This window comes from Polaromonas sp. (genome assembly GCF_029945895.1).
Taxonomy (GTDB): domain Bacteria; phylum Pseudomonadota; class Gammaproteobacteria; order Burkholderiales; family Burkholderiaceae_C; genus Polaromonas.
In genome coordinates, this window is sequence record NZ_JAQSDL010000106.1 from 53,808 (window position 1) to 80,807 (window position 27,000).

Sequence of the window (27,000 nt, forward strand, 5' to 3'; positions counted from 1 at the left end):
GGCCCGGTGACTGGTGTCAGGGGACCCGCGTGGCAGACACCCGCACGGCCGTGCGTACACAGGGAACCGCCAGCAAGCATTGCCCGACAGCCAGCCAGTACCAGCCCGGTTGCAGTGCTGCACCAACGGATCAGGGTGCTCTCACTTAACGGCTGCGGAGCCTGAAAACTGAAGCCGGGTTATCCCGAAGGGCGCGTTCTCTTTTCAGCCGGCCAGCCTGGAGAAGGCCTGAACCACCTCGGGCGGCGCCTGCACCAGCTCGATCAGCACACCCTCGCCTGCGACCGGAAACTCGTCATTCGCCTTGGGATGCAGAAAGCAGATGTCGAAACCCGCCGCGCCGGGGCGGATGCCGCCCGGGGCAAAGCGCACGCCTTGGGCGGTCAGCCACTCCACAGCCCTGGGCAGGTCGTCAATCCACAGCCCGACATGGTTCAGCGGCGTGGTGTGCACGGCGGGTTTTTTGTCCGGGTCCAGCGGCTGCATCAGGTCCACCTCGACCTTGAACGGCCCGCTGCCGATGGCGCAAATGTCTTCATCGACGTTTTCGCGCTCGCTGCGGAAAGTGCCGGTGACTTCCAGGCCCAGCATCTCGACCCAGAGTTTTTGCAGACGTTGCTTGTCGGGGCCGCCTATGGCGATTTGCTGGATGCCCAGCACCTTGAACGGGCGGGCCATCAGACGAATTCCACAATCGGCTGGTCCACGCTGAGCGACTCGCCCTTGCCGGCCAGCACCTTGCCGACCACACCGTCCGCCGTCGCGAACAACACGTTCTCCATCTTCATGGCCTCGATCACCGCCACGCGTTCGCCGGCCTGCACCTTCTGGCCGGGCTGCACCGCGACCTCCACCAGCAGCCCGGGCATGGGCGAGAGCACAAAGCGGCTCATGTCCGGCGGCGCCTTGTAGGGCATCAGTGCGTGAAGCTTCGCCGCGCGAGGTGTGAGAACCATCGCATCGAGCCGTGTGCCGTTGTGGGCTATACGGATGGCCATGGGATTGCGGCCCACGCCGCGCTCAACCTGCGCGGCGAACGGGTCGCCATTGACCGTGCCGCGGATGCGGGCCCCACCCAGATGCCAGTTGCTACATATTTCATAGCTGCCAGCGCCCGTCTCCACTCGGCTGGAGCCCGATTTTGCTTGATAGTCCCGCACCATGGCCGCCTGCGAGGTGTTGTTGCCCTCGGCGCCCAGGTTGACCACCACAAACTCCTCGCCGACAGTCACGCCGTGCCCGGGCATCTGGCCGCTGATACCCGCAGCACGACCCAGCATGCGGCGGTTCACATAAGCGGCCAGCGCCACCAGAAAGTCCGGGTCGTCATGCGGCACGTCTTCGGCGCGGAAACCCTGGGCGTAGTTTTCGGCAATGAAGCCGGTGTTGAAGTCCCCGGCGACAAATTTGGGGTGCGCCAGCAGGGCCGCCTGAAAGGGGATGTTGCTGGACACGCCGCGAATCACAAAGCTGTTCAGGGCCTCGCGCATCTTCGCGATCGCGTCCCGGCGGTCGGTGCCGTGAACGATGAGCTTGGCAATCATCGAGTCGTAAAACATCGGAATCTCGCCGCCGTCCTGCACGCCGGTATCGACACGCACGCCGTACAACTGCGACGTGTCCGACGCAAACATGCTCTCCCTGGGCGGCTGGAAGCGCACCAGCCGGCCGGTGGACGGCAGGAAATTGCGGAAAGGGTCTTCGGCATTGATGCGGCACTCGATGGCCCAGCCATTGCGCTGCACGTCCTTCTGCGCCAGCGGCAGCTTTTCGCCGGCTGCCACGCGGATCATCAGCTCGACCAGGTCCAGGCCGGTGATGCATTCGGTCACTGGATGCTCCACCTGCAGCCGCGTGTTCATCTCGAGGAAGTAAAAACTCTGGTCCTTGCCGACCACAAACTCCACGGTACCGGCACTTTCGTACTTGACGGCCTTCGCCAGCGCGACGGCCTGCTCACCCATGGCCTTGCGTGTGGCCTCGCTGATGAAGGGCGACGGTGCCTCCTCGATCACCTTCTGGTGGCGACGCTGGATCGAACATTCACGCTCGTTGAGGTAAATCACATTGCCCTGGCTGTCGCCGATCAGCTGGATCTCGATGTGCCGTGGTTCCTCGACAAACTTTTCGATGAAAACGCGGTCATCGCCGAAGCTGTTGCGTGCTTCGTTGCGGCAGGAGGTAAAGCCTTCGAGCGCTTCCTTGTCGTTGAAGGCCACACGCAAGCCCTTGCCGCCGCCGCCGGCCGAGGCCTTGATCATCACCGGGTAGCCAATACCCCTGGCAATCTCGACCGCCTTCTCGGCAGTTTCAATCGCGTCATTGACACCGGGAATGCAGTTCACGCCCGCCGCACCGGCGAGTTTTTTCGACTCGATCTTGTCGCCCATGGCGGCAATCGAATAATGCTTGGGGCCGATGAACACCAGACCCTCCTCTTCCACACGTTTGGCAAAGCCGGCGTTTTCGCTGAGAAAGCCGTAGCCCGGGTGAATCGCCTGCGCACCTGTCTGTCTGGCCGCCGCAATGATCTTGTCGGCCTGCAGGTAACTCTCGCGGCTGGGCGCCGGTCCGATGTGGACGGCCTCGTCGGCCAGTTCGACGTGGCGCGCATCCTTGTCGGCGTCGGAGTACACCGCCACGGTCTGGATGCCCATCTTGCGGGCCGTGAGGATGACGCGGCAGGCGATTTCGCCCCGATTCGCCACCAGGATTTTTTCAAACATATGCCTTCTCCATAGAGGTGAAATCGCCTGCACCCACTGCGTGCGTCATGCGATGTAGCTTCGCTGCTGCGCCGCTTTGCGGCTGGTCACCGCGATTCGCTGTCAGGATTTTGGTAAACATTTTTCTCTTTCGATCAGGGAACGCAGCGCATCAGCCTTTAAGGCCTTTTTCCGCGCGTTGCTGTATGTCTTCGGTAGTCTGGTTCAGCGTGCACAAGGCCCCGATCAGCAGTGCCGAGCTGACGATGATGTGACGCTCGGGCCCCACGCCTTCGGCTTTCAAAATTTGGGCCTGCACCCCCATGGCCTGCAGCCGGTCGGCCAGTGCGGTCTGCACCGCCCACGGGACATTTGTGTCGGCAGGATCACCCAGCACAAAAACCCGCAAGCCCGGGTTCATGCGGGTCTTGTTCAGGTGCTCAATGGGTTCATACGAATCGGAATAACCTGTCGCATCGACCGTCCAGCCCCGCAGCTTCATGCGCATGGACGGCGAGGACACGGCCGAGGTCGGGACCGCACAAACCACGTCGGAGCGGTAACCCAGCAGCGAAGCGACCACATGGCCACCGCCACTTAATCCGGCAATCGAGATCTCTTCGATGCCATGGCGCTTCTTGATTTCATCGATCGCAGCGGACACCAGCCGCGCTTCGGGCTGGCGCCTGCGCTCCTTGTGCGAGCCGGAAGACCCGAAGGTACCCGGCCTGCCAATAAAAATATAGGGCACACCGAACCGCTGCGGCACGGTGTCGATGACTGCCTGTACCTTGGCCGGTGTCATGCCCGCATACGTTTTATCGACCACGATGTCCTGGGCCAGGAGGTCCCCGGCGAAGAAGAACAGCGCCCTTGGGTTCGCTCCGTCCTTGAGCCCGGCGTGCCAGTAGCGCAGACATTCGCCGCGTTCTCCCTCCGGTTGCGCCCACACTGCATTCGGCACGCTTGCGCACTGCGCTGCGGTCGCCTTGACGCCGCGGACGACGGCCTCGCTGGTGAGCGCTTCCTCATGGGCAGGCATGTCCACGCGATCCAGGACGGCATGCGCGCTGCCCGTGAGAAACAGCCCCAGCAGAGCTGGTGCAAGGCGAGCCCGGCCCCGCGCGTTCACAGCGGAATGTTCCCGTGTTTGCGCCACGGGTTCTCAAGCTTCTTGTCTTTCAGCATCACTAGCGAGCGGCAAATCCGCTTGCGGGTTTCGTGCGGCAGGATCACGTCGTCGATGAAGCCGCGCGCGCCAGCCACAAAGGGGTTGGCAAAACGCGCTTTGTACTCGGCCTCTTTCGCAGCCAGCTTGACCGGGTCTTTGCGGTCTTCGCGGAAGATGATTTCCACGGCGCCCTTGGCGCCCATCACGGCGATCTCGGCGTTGGGCCAGGCAAAGTTGACGTCGCCGCGCAGGTGTTTGGAACTCATCACGTCGTAGGCACCGCCGTAGGCCTTGCGCGTGATCACGGTGATTTTCGGTACCGTGCATTCGGCGTACGCATACAGCAGCTTGGCGCCGTGTTTGATGATGCCGCCGTACTCCTGGCTGGTGCCGGGCATGAAGCCGGGCACGTCCACGAAGGTGATCACCGGAATGTTGAAGGCATCGCAAAAACGCACGAAGCGCGCCGCCTTGATCGAGCTCTTGATGTCCAGGCAGCCGGCCAGCACCAGCGGCTGGTTGGCGACGATGCCGACGCTCTGGCCTTCCATGCGGGCGAAACCGATGATGATGTTTTTGGCGTATTCGGGCTGCAGCTCGAAGAAGTCGCCGTCGTCCACCGTCTTGGTGATCAGCTCCTTCATGTCGTAGGGCTTGTTCGGGTTCTCGGGCACCAGCGTGTCCAGGCTCAGGTCCATTCGAGCAGCCGGGTCGGCGCTCGGGCGGATAGGCGCCTTCTCTCGGTTGTTCAGGGGCAGGTAGTTGTAGAGCCGGCGCAGCATCAGGAGCGCCTCGACATCGTTTTCAAACGCCAGATCGGCCACGCCGCTGCGGGTGGTGTGGGTGGTGGCGCCCCCCAGTTCCTCGGCCGTCACCTCTTCATGGGTCACGGTTTTCACGACCTCGGGACCGGTGACAAACATGTAGCTGCTGTCCTTGACCATGAAGATGAAGTCGGTCATGGCCGGCGAATACACGGCACCACCAGCACAGGGGCCCATGACCATGCTGATCTGCGGCACCACGCCCGAGGCCATGACGTTGCGCTGGAAAACATCGGCATAACCACCGAGCGATGCCACGCCTTCCTGGATGCGCGCGCCGCCGGAATCGTTCAAGCCAATCACCGGTGCGCCCACCTTCATCGCCTGGTCCATCACCTTGCAGATTTTCTCGGCATGGGCCTCGCTGAGGGCGCCGCCGAACACCGTGAAGTCCTGGCTGAACACAAACACCAAGCGGCCGTTGATCATGCCGTAGCCGGTCACCACACCGTCGCCGGGGATCTTGTTGTCGGCCATGCCGAAGTCGGTGCAGCGGTGCTCGACAAACATGTCCCATTCTTCAAACGTGCCTTCGTCGAGCAGCAGCTCCAGCCGCTCACGCGCCGTGAGCTTGCCCTTGCCGTGCTGGGCATCGATGCGTTTCTGCCCTCCGCCCAGGCGGGCAGCGGCGCGTTTTGTTTCGAGTTGTTCAAGAATGTCTTGCATGGTTTGCTTTCTATATGCTCTTTATTTAATAGCAGCTTGCGCCCGTCCCGATTGGGCTGCAAGCAGATTTCTTGCCGCAGTGGAGGCCGGGAGCCGCCCGCTTTCGACCTCGGCCACCAGGGTGGGCAGCAAGGCGCTGACCGCCGGGTCCTGCCGGAAGGCCTGCTTGAGCCCGGCGTCAATACGCTCCCACATCCATGCCAGGGACTGGTGCCGGCGGCGCTCGGCCAGACGGCCGTTGGCGGTCTGGATGTTTCTGAACTTCGTCACCGCAGCCCAGAAGCCATCGACCCCCTGGTTGTGCAGCGCGCTGAGCTGGATCACCTGCGGATGCCAGAAGGAGTCGTACGCTGCCGCTTGTGCGCTGCCCATCGCGTTGTTGACCAGCCCGAACAGGCGCATGGCCGAGGCGATCTGAGCCTGCGCGCGCATCGCGGCGTCGGCATCGATGTCGGCCTTGTTGATGACCACCAGGTCGGCCAGCTCCATCACGCCCTTCTTGATCGCCTGCAGGTCGTCGCCGGCATTGGGCAGCTGCATCAGCACAAACATGTCGGTCATGTTGGCGACCGCAGTTTCGCTCTGGCCGACCCCCACGGTTTCGACAATCACCACGTCATAACCGCCCGCTTCGCAGACCAGCATGGCCTCGCGCGTTTTTTCCGCCACGCCGCCCAGGGTGCCGCTGGACGGACTCGGCCGGATGTAGGCGCACTCGTGAACCGACAGTTGCTCCATGCGTGTCTTGTCGCCGAGGATGGAGCCGCCCGAGACGCTGGAAGACGGGTCTACGGTCAGCACCGCGACCCGGTGGCCCTGCGCGATCAGGTGCAGGCCCAGCACCTCGATGAAGGTGGATTTTCCGACACCGGGAACGCCGCTGATGCCGAGGCGGAAAGCGTTTCCGGTGTGCGACAGCAAAGCGGTCAGCAGTTCGTCGCCTTGTGCCCGATGGTCGGCACGGGTCGATTCCAGCAGCGTGATGGCCTTGGCGATGGCACGGCGCTGCGCGGCAGCGTCGCCGTGCAGAACCGCACCCACCAGATCGCCGGAAATCACTTCAGCGCAGCCTTGATCTGCTCGAGCACATCCTTGGCGCTGGCCGGAATCGGCGTGCCCGGGCCGTAAATGCCTTTCACGCCGGCTTCATAAAGCATGTCGTAGTCCTGACGCGGAATCACGCCACCGACAAACACGATGATGTCGTCGGCGCCCTGCTTCTTGAGCTCGGCAATGATGGCCGGCACCAGCGTCTTGTGGCCGGCGGCCAGGGTCGAGACACCGACCGCATGCACGTCGTTTTCAATCGCCTGGCGCGCGCATTCTTCGGGCGTCTGGAACAGCGGCCCCATATCCACATCAAAACCCAGGTCGGCAAAGGCCGTGGCCACCACCTTGGCGCCGCGGTCGTGGCCGTCCTGGCCCAGCTTGGAAATCATCACGCGCGGGCGCCGGCCCTGCGCTTCCGCAAAGGCGTTGATTTCAGACTTGAGGTTTTCCCAGCCTTCGGCCGAGTCATAAGCTGCAGCGTACACACCGGTCACCTTTTGCGTATCGGCGCGATGGCGCCCGTAAACTTCTTCAAGCGCATCGCTGACCTCACCCACCGTGGCGCGCAGGCGCACGGCCTTGATGCATAAGTCGAGCAGGTTGCCGTCGCCTTTTTCGGCAGCGGCCGTCAACGCGTCCAGCGCGGCCTGCACCGCTGCGCTGTCCCGGCTGGCGCGGATGGCCTTGAGACGCGTGATCTGTCCGTCACGCACCGCGACGTTGTCGATGTCGCGGGTTTCAATCGCATCTTCGGTCTTGAGCTTGTACTTGTTGACACCAACAATCACGTCCTTGCCGCTGTCGATACGCGCCTGCTTTTCAGCGGCGGCGGCTTCGATCTTGAGTTTGGCCCAGCCGCTGTCCACGGCCTTGGTCATGCCGCCCATGGCATCAACCTCTTCAATGATGGCCCACGCCGCGTCGGCCATGTCCTGGGTCAATTTTTCCATCATGTAGCTGCCGGCCCAGGGGTCGATCACATGCGGAATGTGGGTTTCTTCCTGGATGATGAGCTGGGTGTTGCGGGCGATGCGCGAGGAGAACTCGGTCGGCAGCGCAATCGCCTCGTCAAAACTGTTGGTGTGCAGGCTTTGGGTGCCGCCGAAGACGGCGGCCATGGCCTCGATGGTGGTGCGCACCACATTGTTGTAGGGGTCCTGCTCGGTCAGGCTCCAGCCGGAAGTCTGGCAATGCGTGCGCAGCATCAGGCTCTTCGGGCTTTTCGCGTTGAACTCTTTCATGATGCGACACCAGAGCAGGCGCGCGGCGCGCATCTTGGCGACTTCGAGGTAGAAGTTCATGCCGATGGCCCAGAAGAAACTCAGACGTCCGGCAAAACCATCGACGTCCAGGCCCTTGGCGATCGCCGTCTTTACATACTCCTTGCCATCGGCCAGGGTAAAGGCCAGCTCGAGTGCCTGGTTGGCGCCGGCTTCCTGCATGTGGTAGCCCGAGATGCTGATCGAGTTGAACTTCGGCATGTGTTTGGCCGTGTACTCGATGATGTCGCCGATGATGCGTATGCTGGGCGCGGGCGGGTAGATGTAGGTGTTGCGCACCATGAACTCTTTGAGGATGTCGTTCTGGATGGTGCCGCTGAGCTGATCCTGCGCCACGCCCTGCTCTTCGGCCGCCACCACATAACCGGCCAGCACCGGCAGCACCGCACCGTTCATGGTCATGGACACCGATACCTTGTCCAGCGGGATCTGGTCGAACAGGATTTTCATGTCCTCGACGCTGTCGATGGCCACGCCGGCCTTGCCGACGTCGCCCGTCACGCGCGGGTGGTCGCTGTCGTAACCGCGGTGTGTGGCCAGGTCAAAGGCGACCGACACGCCCTGCCCGCCGGCGGCCAGCGCCTTTCGGTAGAACGCATTGGACTCTTCAGCGGTGGAAAAGCCAGCATATTGCCGGATGGTCCAGGGGCGCACCGCATACATGGTGGCCTGCGGACCGCGGATGAAAGGCTCAAACCCCGGCAGGGTGTTGGTGTAAGGCAGGTCCTTCAAGTCTTCCGCGGTGTACAAGGGCTTGACGCTGATGCCGTCGGGGGTCTGCCAGTTCAGCGCGTTGACGTCGCCGCCGGGCGCCGATTTGGCGGCTGCCCTGGCCCAGGCCTCCAGGCTGGCAGAGGCAAATTCAGGGCTGGCGGGAGGTTTTGGGGTGCTCATGGCGCGTGTTTCGATGGGTTTGCGCAGCGAGGCTGCCGATTTCGCCAGTTTACATTATTTATAATTATTGATGCAAAATTTAGTTTCGGATAAGATCGCGCAGTCCAGCCCTCCGGCTGCAATCGACCCCTTACCACGACCATGGCCGCTGTTTCACTGACCCCTAGAGCCCTTTACGAAGAGGTGGCGGAGCTTTTGCGCCAGCGTATTTTCAGCCGCGAACTGGCGCCAGGCAGCTGGATCGACGAGCTCAAACTGGCCGAAGAATATGGCATCAGCCGCACGCCGCTGCGTGAAGCCCTCAAGGTGCTGGCCACTGAAGGGTTGGTGACCATGAAGGTGCGACGCGGCGCCTACGTCACCGAGGTGTCCGAACGCGACCTGACCGATGTCTACCACCTGCTTTCGCTGCTGGAAAGCGACGCCGCTGGCGTGGTGGCGACCCAGGCCACCGAGGCCCAGCTGCAGGAGCTGCAAACCCTGCACCGCGAGCTCGAAAAAGCCGTGGCCAACCGCGAGCGCTTCTTCCAGATCAACGAAACCTTCCACATGCGCCTGCTGGAAATCGCCAACAACCGTTGGCGCGACCAGATGGTGGCCGATCTGCGCAAGGTCATGAAGCTGAACCGCCACAACTCCCTGCTCAAAAGCGGCCGCATCGAAGAATCACTGACCGAACACCGCGCCATCATGGCGGCGCTGAGCGCACGCGATGCCGATGCCACCGTGCAGCGCATGCGCGAACACTTCAGGAACGGGCTGGAAGCGGCGGCTTGACAGGCTGTTTGATCGGCCGCGTGACCAGAAACACCCCCGGCAGGATCAGCAGTGCGCCGGCGGCATGGTGCCAGCCCGGCGGTTCACCGAGCAACCAGGCCGCCCCCGCCGCGTAAAGCGGGCCCAGGTACAGCGCCACGGCCACCCGGCTGGCCCCGAGGATTTTCTGCGCCCAGCCGTAGATCCAGTAGGCCCCTACGCCGGGGATCAGCGCAGCCACCACCACCAGCAGCAAGGCCTGGCCACCCAGGGCGTCCGCGCCGGGCCGTGTCGCCTCCCACACGGCCGGAGGCAGCAGGACCAGGGTGCCGCCCATGCAGATGGCGGCCAGCCGCGCCGTCGCGCTCAGGGAACTGGGCCACCTTTTCTGCAGCAGCGCATAAGCGGCCCAGGACACGGTGGCCGCCAGAATCCAGGCATCTCCTGCCACAAACTGCACGTCGGCCAGTGCTGTCCAGCGCCCTTTGACGACCACATGCACCACGCCCGTCAGCGCCAGCAGCACACCGGCCGCCTGCCGCGCGCCGAAACCCTCGCCCAGCCACCACATCGCCCCGAGGGCGATCAGCACCGGCGAGGCCGAATAGATCAGCGCAATGTTCATGGCCCCCGTGGAGCGCGCCCCTTCATACACCCAGGCACCGCACACCAGCATGCCCAGGAAACCGAGCACCAGGTATTGCCGCCAGGCCCGGGCGATCGCCGCGCGTTGCGCCCACAGCTCCGCCCGCGTGAGCGCTACCAGGATCAGGGCGGCCAGGCCCCAGCGGCCCAGGGCCAGCATGTAGGGCCCGATGACCCCGGGCGCCTTGCGCGCCACGATGTAGTTGACGGCCCACAGCGCCGGAACCAGCCACAGCAGCAGCAGCGCCCGGCGCGTCTCGCGCTGCGCGGCATCAGACATTGGCCGTCACCGCAGCCTGCAACGAGGATTCAGCGCTTTCGCCAGCAACGCCCGGCGCATGAGCCAGCGCCATCACCTCGCGCGGGTGCAGGGTCTTGAGCTTGTGGTCGCTCCAGACCTGGCGCCAGCGCCGCGAACCGGGCAGGCCGTGGCGCAGGCCCAGCATGTGGCGGGCGATCGTCGGCCAGGGCGTGCCGTGGGCAGTGAACTCCCTGGCCATGTAGTCGGCCATCTGCGCCTCGACGGACTCACGGGTCGCTTCGCTGGGCGCCGCGCCGAAAAAGCTCTCATCCCAGGAGGCCAGCCACCAGGGGTTGTGGTAGGCCTCGCGGCCGACCATCACGCCGTCGAGTTCGCGCAATTGCGTCGCCACCTGTTCGCCGGTGGTGATGCCGCCGTTGATGGCGATGGTGAGGTCGGGAAACTCCCGCTTGAGCCGGTGCACCAGCTCGTAACGCAGCGGCGGCACCTCGCGGTTTTCCTTCGGGCTCAGGCCCTTGAGCCAGGCGTTGCGCGCATGCACGATGAAGGTGCGGCAACCCGCCTCGCTGACCGCGCCGACAAAGTCGCGCACGAAGCCATAACTCTCGCTTTTGTCGATGCCGATGCGGTGCTTGACCGTCACCGGGACGTCGACCACATCCACCATGGCCCTGACGCAGTCGGCCACCAGTTGCGGCTCGGCCATCAGGCAGGCGCCGAAGGCCCCGCGCTGCACCCGCTCGCTGGGGCAGCCGCAGTTGAGGTTGATTTCGTCGTAGCCCCACTGCTTGCCGAGCCGCGCGCAGTGCGCCAGGTCGGCCGGCTCGCTACCGCCCAGCTGCAGCGCCACCGGGTGTTCTTCGGCGTTGAAGCGCAGGTGCCGCGCCACGTCGCCATGCACCAGCGCGCCTGTCGTCACCATCTCGGTGTACAGCAAGGCGTGGCGTGACAGCAGGCGGTGGAAGTAGCGGCAATGCCGGTCGGTCCAGTCCATCATTGGGGCCACGCTAAGGCGGTGTGCGGGGAAAAGACCGGAATTCATGGAGGAAACAGCGGATTCAGGGGGCATGGAGGCCCCTAGTTTCTCACGCGGGCCGGTCCGGCGCCGCGAACGGGTGACGAAAATGACGCCCCAGAGGGTAGGCACCGACACCGGCACGGGCGCGCAAGCCGGATAATGGCAGCCTGGGCCGCACCTGCGCCGGCCTTCCCAACACCACGCCATGACCAAGACCGACCTGCCCCTGCGGATGAACCGTCCCCTCAGCCCTCCGGAACCACCGTCCCTCCTCCTGCGCCATCACGGGACCGCCTCACGCGCCGTCGTTCTGCTGCCGCTGCTGCTGGCACTGGCGGCCTGCACGTCGGTGCCGTTGCCGCCCTGGCCGACGCCCACGGGAACGGTCTCTGCGCCGGCGCCAGTGTTGGCACCTGTACCCGCCCCCATTCCCGCCGTTGTCGTCCAGCCCGTCCCCGACCGGCCGGCGCTGGCCCCCTTGCCACCGGCCGGCGCCGCCCCCTACAGCGCTGCCGTCGCGGCCCGCTTCCCGGCGCCTTCCGTCATCTACAACACGCCCGGCCTGCAGCAAGGGCGCAGCAGCTTCACCTCGAATGCAGAAATCCAGACCTGGCTGCGTGAGCTCAGCACAGCGGCGTCGCGCTCACCAGGCCTGAAGGCCGCCGTGCTGCCCATCGGCCAGTCACAGCGCGGTGAGACCCTGGAAGCCCTGGTGCTGACGCGTGCCGCCGGCACCGATGCGGCCGCCATCGCAGCCACGGGCCACCCCACCGTGCTGCTGGTCGGCCAGCAGCATGGCGATGAACCCGCCGGCACCGAAGCCTTGCTGGTCGTGGCCCGCGAACTCACCCAGGGCCTGCTGCGGCCGGTGCTCGAGCGTGTCAACGTCATCATCGTGCCGCGCGCCAACCCCGATGGCTCGGCCGCCGGACAGCGCGTCACCACGGGCGGACTGGACATGAACCGCGACCACCTGCTGCTCAACACCCCGGAAGCGCAGGCCCTGGCCCGGCTCGCGCGCGACTACCACCCGACGGTCGTGGTCGATGCCCACGAATACACGGTGGTGGGCCGTTTTCTGCAGAAATTCGGTACGGTGCAGAAGTACGACGCGCTGCTGCAGTACGCGACCACCGCCAACATCCCCGAGTTCCTGACCAAAGCCTCCGAGGAGTGGTACCGCCGCCCGCTGGTGACTGCCCTCCAGGCGCAGGGACTGAGTACCGAGTGGTACTACACCACGTCGACGGACCTGGCGGACAAGACCGTCTCCATGGGCGGTACGCAGCCCGACACCGGCCGCAACGTCAGCGGCCTGAAAAACGCGGTCAGTCTGCTGATCGAAACCCGCGGCGTGGGCATAGCCCGGCTGCACATCCAGCGCCGCGTGCACACTCATGTCACGGCGATCTCCAGCGTGCTCGCCAGCACCGCCCAGCGGGCTAGCGAACTGGGCCAGTTGCAGCCCTACATCGAGAAAGAGATGAGCGCCCTGGCCTGCAAGGATGAAGCCGTGATCGAGGCCGCGCCCACCCTCACCCAAAAGGATCTCGTCATGCTGGACCCGGTCACCGGTGCCGACAGGACCGTGAAAGTCGAGTGGAACTCGGCACTCACATTGCGCAAGATCAAGACCCGAGTGCGCCCCTGCGGCTACTGGCTGTCGGCGGGATCGCGAACGGCTGTGGAGCGGCTGCGCCTGCACGGCGTGCAGGTGCTGCGGGTGGCCGAGCCGGCGTCCATGCTGGGCGACCTCTACCGCGAGACGGCCCGTTCGGCCGGGGTCCGGCAGGACGTACGCGGCAGCATCGCCGATGCCGGGCAGATCGTCCGGGCCGAGGTAGCGCTGGTGCGCGGCGTGATCGACGCACCGTCCGGAAGTTACTACGTGCCCTTGAACCAGCCGCTGGCCAACCTCGTCATCGCGGCGCTGGAACCGGACACCCAGAGCAGCTATTTTGCGAACCGGCTGCTCGACAGCCTGTCCAGCACCGCGCGCGTCCTGTCCGAACCCAGCCTCCGGACTGAAGAGCTGCCCTGAGCCCTGTCGTACAAAGGTCCGGCGCTGCATGCGATTTGTGCGACCCGGCCTACAGACAAGGCGGCACCGGCGTGCACTAATGATGGATCACCACGAAAGGATTCATCATGAAAACATTTGCGCTCCATCCCAAGATGCTGACCCTGTCGGGCGTGTTCTACCCCACAGGTTATGCCTTCATCATGTTTCCCGAGGGTGCCCAGGCAGAGCAGGCGGCGCGTGAGCTGGAAGAAAGCGGCTTCGACACCGAAGCCGTCATGCTGCTGGAGCCCGACACCATCCTGCGCGAGATCGGCCGGGTCGATGGCGAGTCGGATGTGGTCCTGCCCTCGGTTGGCACCGAAGGCGCCACGGTCCAGAAATATGTCACCCTGGCCCGCGCCGGCCAGCACGCCCTGATGGTGCACGCTCCTTCCGAGAATGAGACGGAACACGTGATGACCGTGGTCAGGAAGCAGCCCTTTTCCTTCGCCCAGAAATACCACATGCTGGCCATGGAGGACCTGGAATAGGATTGCCGTCCTGACTGCTATCAAATAAGTAGCTATAGCCGCCGGTAAATACAGGGCTGGAGCCCTCTTTTATCTAGAAATCTCCACTGCCGCCGTGCGCCAGGCTCTCGAACTTCGTGATGCGGTTGATAAACGCCAGCTTGACCGTGCCGGTCGGACCGTTACGCTGCTTGCTGATGATGACCTCGGCCACGCCGGGTTCCTTGCAGGCGTCCTTGGTGTAGTACTCGTCGCGGTAGATGAACATGATGATGTCGGCGTCCTGCTCGATCGCACCGGACTCGCGCAGGTCGCTCATCATGGGGCGCTTGTCGGTGCGTGACTCGACGCCGCGGCTCAGCTGTGACAGCGCAATCACCGGACACTGCAGTTCCTTGGCCAGCATCTTCAGGCCGCGCGAAATTTCGCCGACAGCCGTGGCGCGGTTTTCCTCGGCCATGCCGCTGGACACACTCATGAGCTGCAGGTAGTCGACCACGATCAGGCCCAGCTTGCCGCATTGGCGGGCCAGCCGCCTCGCGTTGGCGCGCAGCTCGCTGACCGTCAGGCCGGGGGTTTCGTCGATGTGCAGCGAGATGTTGCGCAGCTTCTCGATGGCTTCGGTCAGGCGCGGCCACTCCTCGTCAGTCAGTGCGCCGGTGCGCAGATGGGTCTGGTCGATGCGGCCAATCGAGCCGACGATACGCACCGCCAGCTGCGAGGCGCCCATCTCCATGGAAAACACCGCCACCGGCAGCCCCTCGTTGAGCGCCACGTGTTCGGCAATGTTGATGGCCAGCGCGGTTTTCCCCATGGACGGCCGCGCCGCCAGGATCACCAGGTCGCCCGCCTGAAAGCCGGAGGTCATCTTGTCGAGGTCGTAGAAACCGGTGGGCACGCCAGTCACGTCGTTCGGGTTTTCCGACATCTCGGTGACGCGGTCCAGCAGGCTGACCACCAGGGTGTCCATGCTCTGGAAGCCCTGCTTCATGCGCGAGCCCTGCTCGCCAATCTTGAAAATCTTCTGCTCGGCCTCGTCCAGAATCATCGCCACCGCCTTGCCCTGCGGGTTGAAGGCGTTGGTGGCGATCTCGTCGCTGGCGGCCACCAGCTTGCGCAGGATGGAGCGCTCGCGCACGATCTCGGCGTAGCGGCGGATGTTGCCGGCGCTGGGCACGTACTGGGCCAGCGAGTTCAGGTAACTCAGGCCGCCCACGTCTTCCGCCTTGCCCTGGTTCTGCAGGTGCTCGTACACCGTGATCACATCGGCCGGTTTGGTCGCATTGATCAGGGCGCCCACGGCGGCATAAATCAGCTTGTGTTCGTAGCGGTAGAAGTCCTCGTCCACCAGCAGGTCGCCGACCCGGTCCCACGCGCCGTTGTCCAGCAGCAGGCCACCCAGCACACTCGATTCGCCCTCGATCGAATGCGGGGGGATGCGCAACTGGGCAATCTGCCGGTCGGCGCTGTAACGGGGATCGGGAGCGGTTGAAAGTACGGCGGACATGGGTTTCCTGAGAGAGTGCTAAATACTACGCCGCCACAGCGAAAACGCGGTGGATAAAGTTGTGAACAAGCGTGGGAAATGCGGTGTAAATCCCCGCGGGAGATGTGCACAACTATGTCTGACGGCCGCACCATTGAAAAAGCCGCTCAGTGAGCGGCTTTTGAGGGGCAACGAGGCCGATCAGGCAGATTCGCCGTACACCGTCACGGTGATGTCCACAGCCACATCGGTGTGCAGCGCAACAGTCACCGGGTGGTCGCCAACAGTCTTCAAGGGACCGTTGGGCATGCGGATCTGCGACTTGGCCACAGGGAAGCCCTGTTTGGTCAGTTCGGCAGAAATGTCGTGGTTGGTGACAGAACCAAACAGACGGCCGTCCACGCCGGCTTTTTGCGTGAGCTTCACGGTGGTACCGCCGAGCTTTTCGCCTTGGGCCTGCATGTCGGCCAGCTTGGCAGCGGCGGCTTTTTCAAGTTCGGCGCGTTTGACCTCGAACTCCTTGATCGCCACAGCGGTTGCGCGGCGGGCGCGGCCGGAAGGGATCAGGAAATTGCGGGCGTAACCGTCCTTGACCTTGACGACTTCACCCAGGTTGCCCAGGTTGACGACTTTGTCGAGCAGAATGATTTGCATGGTCGTGTTCCTTACAGGCTGCGGTGCTGGTCGCTGTAAGGCAGCATCGCGAGGAAGCGAGCGCGCTTGACGGCGGTGTTGATCTGACGCTGGAAAATCGCGCGGGTGCCGGTCAGGCGTGCGGGAATGATTTTCCCGTTCTCGGCTACGAAATCGCGCAGGGTGTCGATGTCCTTGTAGTCGATTTCTTCAACGCCGGCAGCGGTGAAACGGCAAAACCGCTTGCGCTTGAACAGCAGGGATTGGGTATTGCGCTTGGGGCGCTTGTCTTTGTTGAAACGTTTTGGTCCGGGCATGATGGACTCCTTAAAGGGGGTTCGGTACTGATTCGATGGCTTGGATATGGAGAACAACGCTCTTGCTGCCGCGGGCATTGACCAGAAAACCGGTGAACCTGAAGGGTTTGCCTAGGGGCAACTGGCCTGTTTGCTCAGCCAGCGTACCAAAAGCCACCGCCTTCATTGTCAATCTGACCTGCCGGGTGGAACCTGCTTCTGTCATTTCCGACTCGTGTTCGAGGACGAAATTGGCAGCGGGGATTCCAGCGGGGGTGTAACGAAGAGGACTGGCCTCGGCGATACAAGCGGTCAATTCAACGCGGTTCACTGCAGAATCGTGATCTTGCGACGATGCGCAGCAATCAGTTGTTCAACAGCATGTGGGGCAACCCGATGAAGGGTCAGGCCGCATACTCCTGCTGCTGTGCCTTGCGGGCTTCTTCCCTCTCGACGTTGCGCATCATGAGGGACGGGCCGGTTTCAGCCTTTTTCTTGACCACGGTCAGGTGGCGCAGCACGGCGTCGTTGAACTTGAACGCGTGTTCAATTTCTTCCATCACGGCCTGGCTGGCTTCGATGTTGATGCACAGGTAGTGGGCTTTGGCGAGTTTCTGAATCAGGTACACCAGCTGGCGGCGGCCCCAATCTTCAACACGATGCACTTTTCCACCGCCGGCGGTAATCATGCCCTTGTAACGTTCCAGCATGGCTGGGACTTGCTCGCTTTGATCCGGATGGATCAGCAAGACGATCTCGTAATGACGCATAAACTCTCCTTGTGGTTTGGTTGAAGCTGCCCCAGCGTCGTTAAGGGTGCAGCAAGGCGAAGCCCATGATTATATACCAGCCCCCACGTTCGCTCACTTCGTGTAGCTCTCTGTCCCCCGAGGGGGCGCTGCGCCTGCGGACTGGCAGAGCCAGATCCGCGGCACCTGCTTGGCTGGAGAGCCCTCGCGAACGTCCACTTCATATCCAATCATCCTGAGCTTGGCGAAGGATTACGCCGTGGGGACTTGTCCCTGGATGGCCTGTCGCAAACGCTCGCCCATGAAAAAAGCCCGGCAACTTGCGTTGCCGGGCTTTTTCGTTGAAGCTGACCGGTCGCCCGGTCAGTTCAGGACTCAGCGCACAGGATCAGCACGCAGGGTTGGGTAGCGCACATGCTCGACCAGTTCCTGGACCTTGCGGCTTGGCGCAGGGGTGACCAGGCTGACCAGGATGATCACGGCAAAACCGATAGGCACACCGAAGACACCGGCCGAGATCGGCTGGATTTCCCACCAGAGCTGAACCGGTGAGGTGATGCCGAACAGGCCGCGCATCCAGGGCTGGGTGGTGATCATGTAGAAGAACGTGGTTCCCAGGCCGGCGATCATGCCCAGGGAGGCAGCGATACCGGTGGCACGTTTCCAGAAGATCCCCAGCGTCAGGGCCGGGAAGAACGCCGCAGCAGCGAACGAGAACGCCGCAGACACCAGGAACAGAATGTCGGCCGGTTTCTGCGATGCCACATAAGCGGCACACAGGGCAACCACCAGCAGCAGAACCTTGGAGATGGTCACGCGGCGTGCGGTTGATGCGTTCGGGTCGATCATCTTGTAGTACAGGTCATGGCTCAGCGCATTGGCAATCGTCAGCAGCAGGCCGTCGGCAGTTGACAGCGCCGCAGCCAGACCACCGGCAGCCACCAGGCCGGACACCACGTAAGGCAGGCCGCCAATCGCGGGCGCGGCCAGCACGATGATGTCACCACCGATGGACATCTCGTTGAGCTGCAAAATGCCGTCCTTGTTGATGTCCACCACCGACAGCAGCGTCGGATCGACCTTGTTCCAGGCAGAAATCCATTCCGGCAGCTGGTTGAAGGGCGTGCCAATCAGCACCGTGAAGACTTCATATTTCACCAGCACAGCCAGCGCCGGCGCCGTGAAGTACAGCAGGAAAATGAAGAACAGCGACCAGGTGACGGATTGCCGCGCTTCCTTCACGCTGGGCACCGTGTAATAACGCATCAGGATGTGCGGCAGCGCGGCGGTTCCCACCATCAGGCAGAAAATCAGTGCCAGGAAGTTTCGACGCGAAACGTCGTATGCATGCTGGGCCTTGGCATCGCCATTGGGATCACCGGCAAACTGCTGGGCGTGCGGTGGCATGCCATTGAGCGGTTTGGCCTTGGTGTCGGCCCCAGCCTTGGCAGCAGCCCACGCTTTCTTGGCGGCAGCCTCATCTTTAGGCAAGGCTGCCAGCGCTTTTTCAGCCGCCGAAATTTCCGACAATGCGCCATTGGCGGCCTTCAGGTCTGCCACGGTTTTCTCTGCGGCGGCCTTGTCGGCAGCCAGGGCGGCGGCCGGATCCTTGAGCTTGGCATCCAGGGCAGCCGAACGCTGCTTGTAGATATCGCGAACTTCGATTTCCTTGGCGTTGTTGGTCAGCTCCTTTTCCTTGGCCGTGACTTTTTGCAGCTGGAAGCCGTAAATCGCCTGCGGAATCGGGACGCTGGTCTGTTTGACCGACAGCCACACCACCGGAATCATGTAAGCCACGATCAAAATGATGTACTGGGCCACCTGTGTCCATGTCACAGCACGCATGCCGCCCAGGAAGGAGCAGACCAGAATGCCGCCCAGACCCAGGAAAATCCCGAGTTCAAAGGCCACACCAGTCAGGCGAGCGGTGATGATGCCGACGCCGTAGATTTGTGCCACCACGTAGGTGAAGGAGCACAGAATCGCAGCGACGATACCCAGAAAGCGTGGCAGGTTGCCGCCGTAGCGCTCGCCCAGAAAGTCGGGAATCGTGAACTGGCCAAACTTGCGCAGGTAGGGCGCAAGAAACAGGGCCACCAGGCAGTAACCCCCGGTCCATCCCATGATAAAGGCCAGCCCGCTGTAACCCGTCAGGTAGAGCGTTCCGGCCATACCGATGAAGGACGCGGCAGACATCCAGTCGGCCCCGGTCGCCATGCCGTTGTACATGGCCGGGACCCGGCGCCCCGCGACATAGTATTCGGCAGCGTCGGTCGTGCGGCTCATGATGCCGATACCGGCATACAGGCCGATGGTGGCCAGCAGGAAGATCAGGCCGATCCACTGGCGGGACAAGCCCATCTGTTCAAGGACGGCCAGGACGACCACGAAGGCCAGGAAGCCCCCGGTGTACCACTTGTAGACCTTGCTCAGGCCGGCCTTGAAGGCAGCATTGGAGGCGGCGGTATTCGTGCCGGCGTCAGAACCAAACATTCCAGCCATGATTATTCCTCGCTTTCTTCAACACCGTGTTCGATGTCGAGCTTGCCCATGTACCAGGCGTAATAGCCGATGATCGCCACGTAAACCACCAAAGCCCCCTGCGCTCCCATCCAGAAGCTGAAAGGCCAGCCAAAGAAAGTGAAGCTCAACTCGCGGGCGTAGTAGCTCACGACGAACGTCACGACGAACCAGATCACGAGCAGGATTGCCGTGATGTTGAGGTTCTTTCGCCAATAACGGCGATGGTTGTCAGTCAACTGCATAACACTTGCCTCCATCTAACAACACCCTTTCGGGCACATCACGATCACCACTTGTCCCCAAGCGTGGCCTGCAAGCCGGATCGCGTCTCTTTTATAAGCCTGGGCACAGACCCCGGCCGTCAAATAACCACTCAGCTGGTTTGCTTTCAGGAAGACTGCGCTACGCGCAATCCCGTCTCGCGTTCCAGCTGGGCGGCCACTTTAGGCTCAAACCGTTTGAGGTGGCGAATGACCTTCACCGCCTCATCAGGGTCTTGCCTGTCGACATGAACCCGCGCCAGCTGATACCAGCCAAACGGGCTCATGGGTTGCAGTTCTGTATTTTTCTTGAGTGCCTGAACCGCTTCGTCAAAGCGGCGGTCACGAATCAGCAGCAGTGCCAGGCCGTACCAGGCCCGATCCATCTTGGGTTCAATGTCCAGCGCGCGGCGAAAGGCGGGCTCCGCGTCGGCGTGACCGCCGATGTCCTCCAGCATGTAAGCCAGGTTGAACCAGGCTGCGGCATTGTCGGGAAAACGCTCCGCCAGCAGGCGCAGCGCTTCGATGGCGCCGTGTTTGTCGCCCTCCTGCGCGAGGATGTGGGCGCGGCTGGCCAGGGCGTAACGGTCGCCCGGCCGCAGCACCAGCATCTGGTCGAATTTCTCCAGGGCTGCCCGCTGCTTGCCGAACACCAGCAGGACCAGCGCCTGCAGCTTGAGATACCAGTAGGCCAGGATTGTGTTCATTTGCAAAGCTCCACACCAATTTCAAGACAGATCCGGATGCGTGTCAGGGTCGCGGCCACCCAGACAAACAGCAGCAACAAAAACGCCACGAGCGGAACGTGGCGGTCAATGATTTGTTTCGGAGTGATAAAGCGCGCAGCCACCACAAAGGGTTTGCCGACGATCTGCAGGATCTGGTAGAACAGATTGCCGTCTTTTTTGGCGCCCGCCAGCAAGCCAAGCACCCACTGCCCGAACAATGCGAGCAATGCGATCTCTGCTATCAATTTAAGAGTGGACGCGGCAAAAAGCATAAGACCCCTGGCAACAATGGCCTGATTGTTGCCCCGGTGCTTACCGACTTCTTACAAACTGCCGCACATGGCGGCAAACCCCGTTGAAACCCTGCCTAGGACTTTCCCTTGGTTCTGGCTACACCTGCGAAGGCAACTAGAACCAAGTACCTACAAACGGGCATGGCACGCCCTCCCCGCGCCTGAGGTGGTTGGCGCAGGGAGCCAAAGCCGCCTAATTCGCCAACTGCTTCCAGGTGTCGATGACGGTGTCGGGATTGAGCGAAATCGACCCGATGCCCTGCTCCTTGAGCCACAGTGCGAAGTCCGGATGGTCGCTGGGGCCCTGACCACAGATGCCGACGTATTTGCCCTGGCGCTTGCAGGCCGCAATCGCCTGGCTCAGCAAGGCCTTGACGGCCGGGTCACGCTCGTCAAAGTCCTTGGCCAGGATGTCCAGGCCGGAGTCGCGGTCCAGGCCCAACGTGAGCTGGGTCAGGTCGTTCGAGCCGATGGAGAAGCCGTCGAAGTACTCGAGGAACTGCTCAGCCAGCACCGCATTGCTCGGCACCTCGCACATCATGATGATGCGCAGGCCATCCTCGCCGCGCTTGAGGCCGTGTTGGGCCAGTAGCTCGGTGACCGCCTTGGCCTGGCCAAGGGTACGAACAAAAGGCACCATCACCTCGACATTGGTCAGGCCCATGTCCTTGCGCACGCGCTTGAGCGCTTCGCATTCCATGGCAAAGGCCTCGGCAAAATCGGGGCTGAGGTAACGCGCCGCGCCGCGGAAACCGAGCATCGGGTTTTCCTCCTCGGGCTCGTAGCGTGAGCCGCCAATCAGCTTGCGGTACTCGTTGGACTTGAAGTCCGACAGGCGAACAATCACCGGCTTGGGCCAGAAGGCCGCGGCAATCGTTGCGATGCCTTCGGCCACCTTGTCGACATAAAAAGCGCGCGGCGAGGCATGGCCACGCGCCACACTTTCCACCGCCTTCTTCAGGTCGGCATCGACCTGCGGGTAGTCGAGGATGGCTTTCGGGTGCACGCCGATGTTGTTGTTGATGACAAACTCCAGCCGCGCCAGGCCCACGCCGTGGTTGGGCACCTGGCAGAAGTCAAAAGCCAGCTGCGGGTTGCCCACGTTCATCATGATCTTGATGTCAATCGGCGGCATCTCGCCACGCTGCACCTCGGTCACTTCGGTCTCCAGCAGTCCGTCGTAGATGTTGCCGGTATCGCCCTCGGCGCAGCTCACTGTCACCAGCATGCCGTCCAGAAGCCGCTCGGTGGCGTCACCACAGCCAACCACCGCCGGGATGCCGAGCTCGCGCGCAATGATGGCGGCGTGGCAGGTGCGCCCGCCGCGATTGGTCACGATGGCGCTGGCGCGCTTCATGACCGGCTCCCAGTTCGGATCGGTCATGTCGGTGACCAGAATATCGCCGGGCTGGACCTGGTCCATGTCCTTGATGTCGTGCACGATCCGCACCGGGCCGGTGCCGATTTTCTGGCCGATGGCGCGGCCCTCGGCCAGCACGGTGCCGGTGCCCTTGAGCTTGTAGCGCATCTCCGCCTTGCCCTTGGACTGGCTTTTTACCGTTTCGGGGCGCGCCTGCAGGATGTAAAGCTGGCCGTCGGTGCCGTCCTTGCCCCACTCGATGTCCATGGGACGGCCGTAGTGGTCTTCGATGATGACGGCGTAACGCGCGAGCTGCTCGACGTCGGCGTCGGTCAGCGAGTAGCGGTTGCGCAGTTCGGCCGGCACGTCGGTGGTCTTGACCAGCTTGCCGCCGGCCTTCTTTTCCTCCGCCGTGGTGAACTCCATCTGCAGCAGCTTGCTGCCCAGGTTGCGGCGGATCACGGCGCGGTTCCCGGCCTTGAGCATGGGCTTGTGCACATAGAACTCGTCGGGGTTCACCGCGCCCTGCACCACCGTCTCGCCCAGCCCGTAGCTGGAGGTGATGAAAACCACGTCTTCAAAACCGCTTTCGGTGTCGATGGTGAACATCACGCCGGCCGCGCCGATGTCGCTGCGCACCATGCGCTGCACGCCAGCCGACAGGGCCACGTCGGCATGGGCAAAGCCCTGATGCACGCGGTAGCTGATGGCGCGGTCGTTGTACAGCGAGGCAAACACCTCTTTCATCTTGTGCAGCACGTCCTCGATGCCGACCACGTTCAGAAAGGTTTCCTGCTGGCCTGCGAATGACGCATCTGGCAGATCTTCAGCGGTGGCCGAAGAGCGCACGGCAAAACTGGCCTGGGCGTTGCCCGCGCTCAATGCAGCAAAACTGCTGCGTACGGCTTTTTCGAGGTCAGGCGGGAAAGGCTGGGCCTCGACCAGCGTGCGGATCTGGGCGCCGGCGACCGCCAGTGCACGCACATCGTCCGTGTCCAGCTTGTCGAGGACGGCGTTGATTTTCTTGTCCAGCCCGTCGTGGGCCAGGAACACGCGAAAGGCGTGGGCGGTGGTGGCAAAGCCGGTGGGCACCTGCACGCCCTTGGGGCCGGTCGGCAGCTGCGAGATCATTTCGCCGAGGCTGGCGTTTTTACCGCCGACAGACTCGACGTCTGTCATCCTCAGGTTTTCAAACGGTACGACCAGGGCGGTCGCCTCAAAAAGCTTGGACATGAAAATACTCCGGGAGGTTTAAAAACGGGGGTATCGGCCATGCGCGGCAAGCAACCTTGTGGTTCTTGGAGGGGGTTGTAGCGGGGCATGGTGTCGCAAATCTGGATAATCAGCCAATTGTAGAACGTCGCCTGCATGCTTCGTGTAGGCGCTTTGCCATCAAACCAGGCCCGACATGCCCAACCGCACCGTATTTTTCATCTCCGACGGCACCGGCATCACCGCTGAAACCTTTGGTAACGCCATCCTGGCCCAGTTTGAGTTCACCGCGCGTCACGTGCGCCTGCCCTTTATTGACAGCGTGGACAAGGCGCATCAGGCCGTGCGTCAGATCAACCACGCGGCCTTGCTGGAGGGCAACCGGCCGATCGTGTTCACCACGCTGGTCAACATGGAGATCCTGGCCGTCATCAAGGCCCACTGCCACGGCATGATGCTGGACATGTTCGGCACCTTTGTGGCGCCACTGGAAACCGAACTGGGCATCAAGTCGAACCACCGTGTGGGCCGTTTTTCGGATGCCTCCAAAAGCAAGGCCTATGACGACCGGATTGAAGCCATCAACTTCTCGCTGGCCCACGATGACGGGCAAAGCAACAGGGACCTGGCCGGTTCCGACGTGATCCTGGTGGGCGTGAGCCGCAGCGGCAAGACGCCGACCTCGCTGTACCTGGCCATGCAGTACGGACTGAAAGCCTCGAACTACCCGCTGATCCCGGAGGACTTCGAGCGCCGCCAGTTGCCGCCGGCGCTGGTACCGCACCGCAAGAAAATTTTCGGGCTGACGATCGCGCCCGAGCGCCTGGCCCAGATCCGCAACGAACGCCGGCCGAACTCGAAGTACGCGAGTCTGGAAAACTGCCGCGACGAGATCCACGAGGCCGAAGCGATGATGCGGCGCGAAGGCATTCGCTGGCTGTCCACCACCACCAAGTCCATCGAAGAGATCGCCACCACCATCCTGCAGGAAATCCGGCCCGAGCGGCTGGAGTACTGAGGCACCTCGACCGCTCTTCTTTTGATAGCGGCCTGCGTACGCCCCATAAGGGGAAAAAGCATTATTTGCATGCAAGAACGGGCTGACGGCCGCAGTCGCCGGCGCAGCACTGGCGCCGCGCGCCGTGACGCCTATTCCAATAATAGCAATTACCTATCAGACAATGTACTTTTAAAGAGTTATACTATCGTTTCGCAAGTACTTTTAACCCGCCCATAGGAAGTTATCCCGATGTCCCTGATCAATACGCAAGTCCAGCCTTTCAAAACCCAAGCCTTCCTCAATGGCAAGTTCATCGAAGTTTCCGACGAATCGCTGAAGGGCAAATGGTCGGTCCTGATCTTCATGCCGGCTGCATTCACTTTCAACTGCCCGACGGAAGTCGAGGACGCTGCAGACAACTACGCCGAATTCCAGAAGGCAGGCGCCGAGGTCTACATCGTGACCACCGACACCCATTTCTCGCACAAGGTGTGGCATGAAACCTCTCCCGCTGTCGGCAAGGCCAAGTTCCCGCTGGTGGGCGACCCGACCCACACGCTGACCAAGGCCTTTGACGTGTTCATCCCCGAAGAAGGCCTGGCACTGCGCGGCACCTTCGTGATCAACCCCGATGGCGTCATCAAGACCGCTGAAGTGCACTCCAACGAGATTGCGCGCGACGTCAAGGAAACCCTGCGCAAGCTCAAAGCTGCCCAGTACACCGCCGCCCACCCCGGCCAGGTCTGCCCGGCCAAGTGGAACGAAGGCGCCAAGACGATTGCTCCCTCGATCGACCTCGTCGGCAAGATCTAAGCCCCCGCGGTCCAAGCCCGGGCGATGCACACCTTGGTGTGCCCCGGGCTTTTTTGTTCCCCATTGAAACTGAAAGTGAGTCCGCCATGCTTGACGACGCCACCAAAGCCCAACTGAAAAGCTACCTCGAACGCGCCAATGCCCCCATCGAAATCGTCGCTTCACTGGACGACGGCGAGGCCTCTGGCGAAGTGCTGTCACTGCTGAAGGATGTCGCAGAGGCGTCGCCACTGGTCACGCTGACCGAAAGCCGCGACGACCCGCACCGCAAACCCTCGTTTTCCATCAACCGCCCGGGCGAAAACCACGGCCCGCGCTTTGCCGGCCTGCCCATGGGCCATGAGTTCACCTCGCTGATCCTGGCGCTGCTGCAGATCGGCGGCTACCCGCCCAAGGTGGAACAGGAAATACTGGACCAGATCCGCGCGCTCGACCGCGATCTCGAGTTCGAAATCTACGTCTCGCTGACTTGCCACAACTGCCCCGACGTGGTGCAGGCGCTGAACCTGATGGCGGTGCAGAACCCGCGCATCAAGACCACCATGATCGAAGGCGGCACCTTTCAGGAAGAAGTCAAAGAGCGCGAGATCATGGGCGTGCCCACGGTCTTCCTGAACGGCACCATGTTCGGCAACGGCCGCATGAGCCTGGAAGAAATCCTCGCCAAGATCGACACCAGCGGCGTCGAGCGCGAAGCCAGAAAAATCGCTGAAAAAGCACCCTTCGATGTGCTGATCGTCGGCGGCGGCCCGGCCGGCGCGGCAGCGGCCGTGTACGCGGCACGCAAGGGCATCCGCACCGGCGTGGCGTCGGAGCGTTTCGGTGGCCAGGTGCTGGACACCCTGGGCATCGAGAACTTCATCTCGATCAAGGAAACCGAAGGCCCCAAATTCGCCCACGCCCTTGAGGAGCACGTGCGCAACTACGACGTCGACATCATGAACCTGCAGCGTGCCAAGGCCTTGATTCCCCACAGCGGTCCCGGCAAGGACCTGATCGAGATCCAGCTGGAAAGCGGCGCCTCGCTGAAAAGCAAGTCGGTGATCATCTCCACCGGGGCGCGCTGGCGCAACATCAACGTGCCCGGCGAGCAGGAGTTCAAGAACAAGGGCGTGGCCTACTGCCCGCATTGCGACGGCCCGCTGTTCAAGGGCAAACGCGTGGCCGTCATCGGCGGCGGCAACTCCGGCGTTGAGGCGGCGATTGACCTGGCCGGCATCGTGGGCCATGTGACGCTGATCGAGTTCGACACCGCGCTGCGCGCCGACGCGGTGCTGCAGAACAAGTTGAAGAGCCTGTCCAACGTCGAGGTCTTCACCAACGCGCAGACCACCGAGATCACCGGCGACCAGAAGGTCACCGGCCTGGTCTACAAAGACCGCACCAGCGGCGAACTCAAGACCGTGCCGCTCGAAGGCGTGTTCATCCAGATCGGCCTGGTACCCAACACCGACTGGCTCAAGGGTGTGGTGGATCTCTCGAAACACGGCGAGATCATTGTCGATGCGCGCGGCCAGACCTCGTTGCCCGGCGTCTTCGCCGCGGGGGACGCCACCACTGTGCCCTTCAAGCAGATCATCATTGCGGCCGGGGACGGTGCCAAGGCGGCGCTGGGTGCGTTTGATTACCTGATCCGCAGTCCGGCGATCGCGCACTGACCCGCCCGACAAGCTGCGCTGCAAAGCCCGCCTCCGGCGGGCTTTGCCTTTTCCGGGTCAGCGGTCTCTGGCAATACGAACGGTTATCACACTCACACGCAGGCCGACCGGACGCGTGTGGACATGCTTGAGCAGAAGCGGCAGCCGGGAGACAATGCAGCATCGACAACAGAAACAAAAAGGAAA

24 protein-coding genes are annotated in these 27,000 nt (G+C 62.7%); 6 read left to right on the top strand and 18 right to left on the bottom strand.

Going from position 1 to position 27,000, the window contains the following annotated elements; translation table 11 throughout:
* Positions 1-204 precede the first annotated feature (204 nt).
* The 6 genes from PSV33_RS16070 to scpA form a co-directional block, all read right to left on the bottom strand.
* Complete coding sequence (locus PSV33_RS16070; protein WP_300563282.1) at positions 205-678, bottom strand: VOC family protein; 474 nt, start codon at positions 676-678, stop codon at positions 205-207.
* Positions 678-2,726: an acetyl/propionyl/methylcrotonyl-CoA carboxylase subunit alpha gene (locus tag PSV33_RS16075; protein ID WP_300563283.1), complete on the bottom strand. Its 2,049-nt coding sequence runs from the start codon at positions 2,724-2,726 to the stop codon at positions 678-680. The genes PSV33_RS16070 and PSV33_RS16075 overlap by 1 nt, the downstream gene beginning before the upstream one ends.
* A gap of 151 nt (positions 2,727-2,877) precedes the next feature.
* Complete coding sequence (locus PSV33_RS16080) at positions 2,878-3,747, bottom strand: hypothetical protein (RefSeq protein ID WP_300563284.1); 870 nt, start codon at positions 3,745-3,747, stop codon at positions 2,878-2,880.
* 86 nt (positions 3,748-3,833) lie between these two features.
* Positions 3,834-5,366, bottom strand: coding sequence for an acyl-CoA carboxylase subunit beta (locus PSV33_RS16085; RefSeq protein ID WP_300563285.1), 1,533 nt, complete (start codon positions 5,364-5,366; stop codon positions 3,834-3,836).
* Positions 5,367-5,387: 21 nt separating this feature from the next.
* Positions 5,388-6,425 carry a methylmalonyl Co-A mutase-associated GTPase MeaB gene (gene meaB / locus PSV33_RS16090; RefSeq protein WP_300563286.1) on the bottom strand — a complete coding sequence of 346 codons (1,038 nt, stop codon included), beginning with the start codon at positions 6,423-6,425 and terminating at the stop codon, positions 5,388-5,390.
* Entirely contained in the window at positions 6,422-8,590 is a 2,169-nt protein-coding gene (scpA, locus tag PSV33_RS16095) for a methylmalonyl-CoA mutase (RefSeq protein WP_300563287.1), read from the bottom strand. Before scpA ends, meaB begins: the two co-directional genes overlap by 4 nt.
* Before the next feature lie 141 nt (positions 8,591-8,731).
* Here scpA and PSV33_RS16100 point away from each other — a divergent pair, with 141 nt between their 5' ends.
* Positions 8,732-9,367: a GntR family transcriptional regulator gene (locus PSV33_RS16100; RefSeq protein WP_300563288.1), complete on the top strand. Its 636-nt coding sequence runs from the start codon at positions 8,732-8,734 to the stop codon at positions 9,365-9,367.
* Here PSV33_RS16100 and PSV33_RS16105 read toward each other — a convergent pair.
* The gene (locus tag PSV33_RS16105; protein ID WP_300563289.1) at positions 9,339-10,271 is read right to left on the bottom strand and encodes a DMT family transporter; all 933 of its coding nucleotides are present in this window, start codon (positions 10,269-10,271) and stop codon (positions 9,339-9,341) included. The genes PSV33_RS16100 and PSV33_RS16105 overlap by 29 nt on opposite strands.
* Complete coding sequence (gene dusA, locus PSV33_RS16110) at positions 10,264-11,295, bottom strand: tRNA dihydrouridine(20/20a) synthase DusA (protein WP_300563337.1); 1,032 nt, start codon at positions 11,293-11,295, stop codon at positions 10,264-10,266. The genes PSV33_RS16105 and dusA overlap by 8 nt, the downstream gene beginning before the upstream one ends.
* Positions 11,296-11,476: 181 nt before the next feature.
* Here dusA and PSV33_RS16115 point away from each other — a divergent pair, with 181 nt between their 5' ends.
* The gene (locus PSV33_RS16115; protein WP_300563290.1) at positions 11,477-13,312 is read left to right on the top strand and encodes a M14 family metallopeptidase; all 1,836 of its coding nucleotides are present in this window, start codon (positions 11,477-11,479) and stop codon (positions 13,310-13,312) included.
* A gap of 107 nt (positions 13,313-13,419) precedes the next feature.
* Positions 13,420-13,824, top strand: a complete 405-nt coding sequence (locus PSV33_RS16120) for an RNA-binding protein (RefSeq protein WP_300563291.1) — start codon at positions 13,420-13,422, stop codon at positions 13,822-13,824.
* Positions 13,825-13,897: 73 nt separating this feature from the next.
* Here PSV33_RS16120 and dnaB read toward each other — a convergent pair whose 3' ends face one another.
* From dnaB to ppsA, 10 genes are all read right to left on the bottom strand, one after another.
* A complete protein-coding gene (gene dnaB / locus PSV33_RS16125; RefSeq protein ID WP_300519035.1) occupies positions 13,898-15,310 on the bottom strand; it encodes a replicative DNA helicase in 1,413 nt (470 codons plus the stop codon).
* A 180-nt stretch (positions 15,311-15,490) separates the two neighbouring features.
* Positions 15,491-15,943, bottom strand: a complete 453-nt coding sequence (gene rplI / locus PSV33_RS16130; protein WP_300563292.1) for a 50S ribosomal protein L9 — start codon at positions 15,941-15,943, stop codon at positions 15,491-15,493.
* A gap of 11 nt (positions 15,944-15,954) precedes the next feature.
* On the bottom strand, positions 15,955-16,239 hold the full coding sequence (gene rpsR, locus PSV33_RS16135; RefSeq protein WP_077592883.1) for a 30S ribosomal protein S18: 285 nt from the start codon (positions 16,237-16,239) through the stop codon (positions 15,955-15,957).
* Positions 16,240-16,249: 10 nt separating this feature from the next.
* The gene (priB, locus tag PSV33_RS16140) at positions 16,250-16,549 is read right to left on the bottom strand and encodes a primosomal replication protein N (protein WP_300563293.1); all 300 of its coding nucleotides are present in this window, start codon (positions 16,547-16,549) and stop codon (positions 16,250-16,252) included.
* A 73-nt stretch (positions 16,550-16,622) separates the two neighbouring features.
* On the bottom strand, positions 16,623-16,988 hold the full coding sequence (gene rpsF / locus PSV33_RS16145; protein WP_007871089.1) for a 30S ribosomal protein S6: 366 nt from the start codon (positions 16,986-16,988) through the stop codon (positions 16,623-16,625).
* Between the two features lie 354 nt (positions 16,989-17,342).
* Positions 17,343-19,469, bottom strand: coding sequence for a sodium:solute symporter family protein (locus PSV33_RS16150; protein ID WP_300563294.1), 2,127 nt, complete (start codon positions 19,467-19,469; stop codon positions 17,343-17,345).
* A gap of 2 nt (positions 19,470-19,471) precedes the next feature.
* The gene (locus tag PSV33_RS16155) at positions 19,472-19,732 is read right to left on the bottom strand and encodes a DUF4212 domain-containing protein (RefSeq protein WP_300563295.1); all 261 of its coding nucleotides are present in this window, start codon (positions 19,730-19,732) and stop codon (positions 19,472-19,474) included.
* A gap of 146 nt (positions 19,733-19,878) precedes the next feature.
* Complete coding sequence (locus PSV33_RS16160) at positions 19,879-20,457, bottom strand: tetratricopeptide repeat protein (protein WP_300563296.1); 579 nt, start codon at positions 20,455-20,457, stop codon at positions 19,879-19,881.
* On the bottom strand, positions 20,454-20,750 hold the full coding sequence (locus tag PSV33_RS16165; RefSeq protein ID WP_300563297.1) for a hypothetical protein: 297 nt from the start codon (positions 20,748-20,750) through the stop codon (positions 20,454-20,456). The genes PSV33_RS16160 and PSV33_RS16165 overlap by 4 nt, the downstream gene beginning before the upstream one ends.
* A gap of 214 nt (positions 20,751-20,964) precedes the next feature.
* Complete coding sequence (gene ppsA / locus PSV33_RS16170) at positions 20,965-23,364, bottom strand: phosphoenolpyruvate synthase (RefSeq protein ID WP_300563298.1); 2,400 nt, start codon at positions 23,362-23,364, stop codon at positions 20,965-20,967.
* A 175-nt stretch (positions 23,365-23,539) separates the two neighbouring features.
* On the opposite strand from ppsA, the gene PSV33_RS16175 reads away from it, so the two are divergent.
* The 3 genes from PSV33_RS16175 (at position 23,540) to ahpF (ending at position 26,814) form a co-directional block, all read left to right on the top strand.
* The gene (locus PSV33_RS16175) at positions 23,540-24,361 is read left to right on the top strand and encodes a pyruvate, water dikinase regulatory protein (protein ID WP_300519003.1); all 822 of its coding nucleotides are present in this window, start codon (positions 23,540-23,542) and stop codon (positions 24,359-24,361) included.
* Between the two features lie 231 nt (positions 24,362-24,592).
* Positions 24,593-25,156 carry an alkyl hydroperoxide reductase subunit C gene (gene ahpC, locus PSV33_RS16180; protein WP_300563299.1) on the top strand — a complete coding sequence of 188 codons (564 nt, stop codon included), beginning with the start codon at positions 24,593-24,595 and terminating at the stop codon, positions 25,154-25,156.
* An 86-nt stretch (positions 25,157-25,242) separates the two neighbouring features.
* A complete protein-coding gene (gene ahpF / locus PSV33_RS16185; protein ID WP_300563300.1) occupies positions 25,243-26,814 on the top strand; it encodes an alkyl hydroperoxide reductase subunit F in 1,572 nt (523 codons plus the stop codon).
* Positions 26,815-27,000 lie beyond the last annotated feature (186 nt).

What these genes read in the sequence shown, in the direction of transcription:
- PSV33_RS16150 (WP_300563294.1), bottom strand. Translation starts at nt 19,469, where the DNA reads ATGGCTGGAATGTTTGGTTCTGACGCCGGCACGAATACCGCCGCCTCC.
- ppsA (WP_300563298.1), bottom strand. Translation starts at nt 23,364, where the DNA reads ATGTCCAAGCTTTTTGAGGCGACCGCCCTGGTCGTACCGTTTGAAAAC.
- PSV33_RS16160 (WP_300563296.1), bottom strand. Translation starts at nt 20,457, where the DNA reads ATGAACACAATCCTGGCCTACTGGTATCTCAAGCTGCAGGCGCTGGTC.
- PSV33_RS16120 (WP_300563291.1), top strand. Translation starts at nt 13,420, where the DNA reads ATGAAAACATTTGCGCTCCATCCCAAGATGCTGACCCTGTCGGGCGTG.
- PSV33_RS16175 (WP_300519003.1), top strand. Translation starts at nt 23,540, where the DNA reads ATGCCCAACCGCACCGTATTTTTCATCTCCGACGGCACCGGCATCACC.
- PSV33_RS16075 (WP_300563283.1), bottom strand. Translation starts at nt 2,726, where the DNA reads ATGTTTGAAAAAATCCTGGTGGCGAATCGGGGCGAAATCGCCTGCCGC.
- dusA (WP_300563337.1), bottom strand. Translation starts at nt 11,295, where the DNA reads ATGAATTCCGGTCTTTTCCCCGCACACCGCCTTAGCGTGGCCCCAATG.
- PSV33_RS16165 (WP_300563297.1), bottom strand. Translation starts at nt 20,750, where the DNA reads ATGCTTTTTGCCGCGTCCACTCTTAAATTGATAGCAGAGATCGCATTG.
- PSV33_RS16080 (WP_300563284.1), bottom strand. Translation starts at nt 3,747, where the DNA reads ATGCCTGCCCATGAGGAAGCGCTCACCAGCGAGGCCGTCGTCCGCGGC.
- PSV33_RS16105 (WP_300563289.1), bottom strand. Translation starts at nt 10,271, where the DNA reads ATGTCTGATGCCGCGCAGCGCGAGACGCGCCGGGCGCTGCTGCTGCTG.
- PSV33_RS16070 (WP_300563282.1), bottom strand. Translation starts at nt 678, where the DNA reads ATGGCCCGCCCGTTCAAGGTGCTGGGCATCCAGCAAATCGCCATAGGC.
- scpA (WP_300563287.1), bottom strand. Translation starts at nt 8,590, where the DNA reads ATGAGCACCCCAAAACCTCCCGCCAGCCCTGAATTTGCCTCTGCCAGC.
- rpsR (WP_077592883.1), bottom strand. Translation starts at nt 16,239, where the DNA reads ATGCCCGGACCAAAACGTTTCAACAAAGACAAGCGCCCCAAGCGCAAT.
- PSV33_RS16085 (WP_300563285.1), bottom strand. Translation starts at nt 5,366, where the DNA reads ATGCAAGACATTCTTGAACAACTCGAAACAAAACGCGCCGCTGCCCGC.
- PSV33_RS16115 (WP_300563290.1), top strand. Translation starts at nt 11,477, where the DNA reads ATGACCAAGACCGACCTGCCCCTGCGGATGAACCGTCCCCTCAGCCCT.
- PSV33_RS16155 (WP_300563295.1), bottom strand. Translation starts at nt 19,732, where the DNA reads ATGCAGTTGACTGACAACCATCGCCGTTATTGGCGAAAGAACCTCAAC.
- ahpC (WP_300563299.1), top strand. Translation starts at nt 24,593, where the DNA reads ATGTCCCTGATCAATACGCAAGTCCAGCCTTTCAAAACCCAAGCCTTC.
- PSV33_RS16100 (WP_300563288.1), top strand. Translation starts at nt 8,732, where the DNA reads ATGGCCGCTGTTTCACTGACCCCTAGAGCCCTTTACGAAGAGGTGGCG.
- rplI (WP_300563292.1), bottom strand. Translation starts at nt 15,943, where the DNA reads ATGCAAATCATTCTGCTCGACAAAGTCGTCAACCTGGGCAACCTGGGT.
- dnaB (WP_300519035.1), bottom strand. Translation starts at nt 15,310, where the DNA reads ATGTCCGCCGTACTTTCAACCGCTCCCGATCCCCGTTACAGCGCCGAC.
- ahpF (WP_300563300.1), top strand. Translation starts at nt 25,243, where the DNA reads ATGCTTGACGACGCCACCAAAGCCCAACTGAAAAGCTACCTCGAACGC.
- rpsF (WP_007871089.1), bottom strand. Translation starts at nt 16,988, where the DNA reads ATGCGTCATTACGAGATCGTCTTGCTGATCCATCCGGATCAAAGCGAG.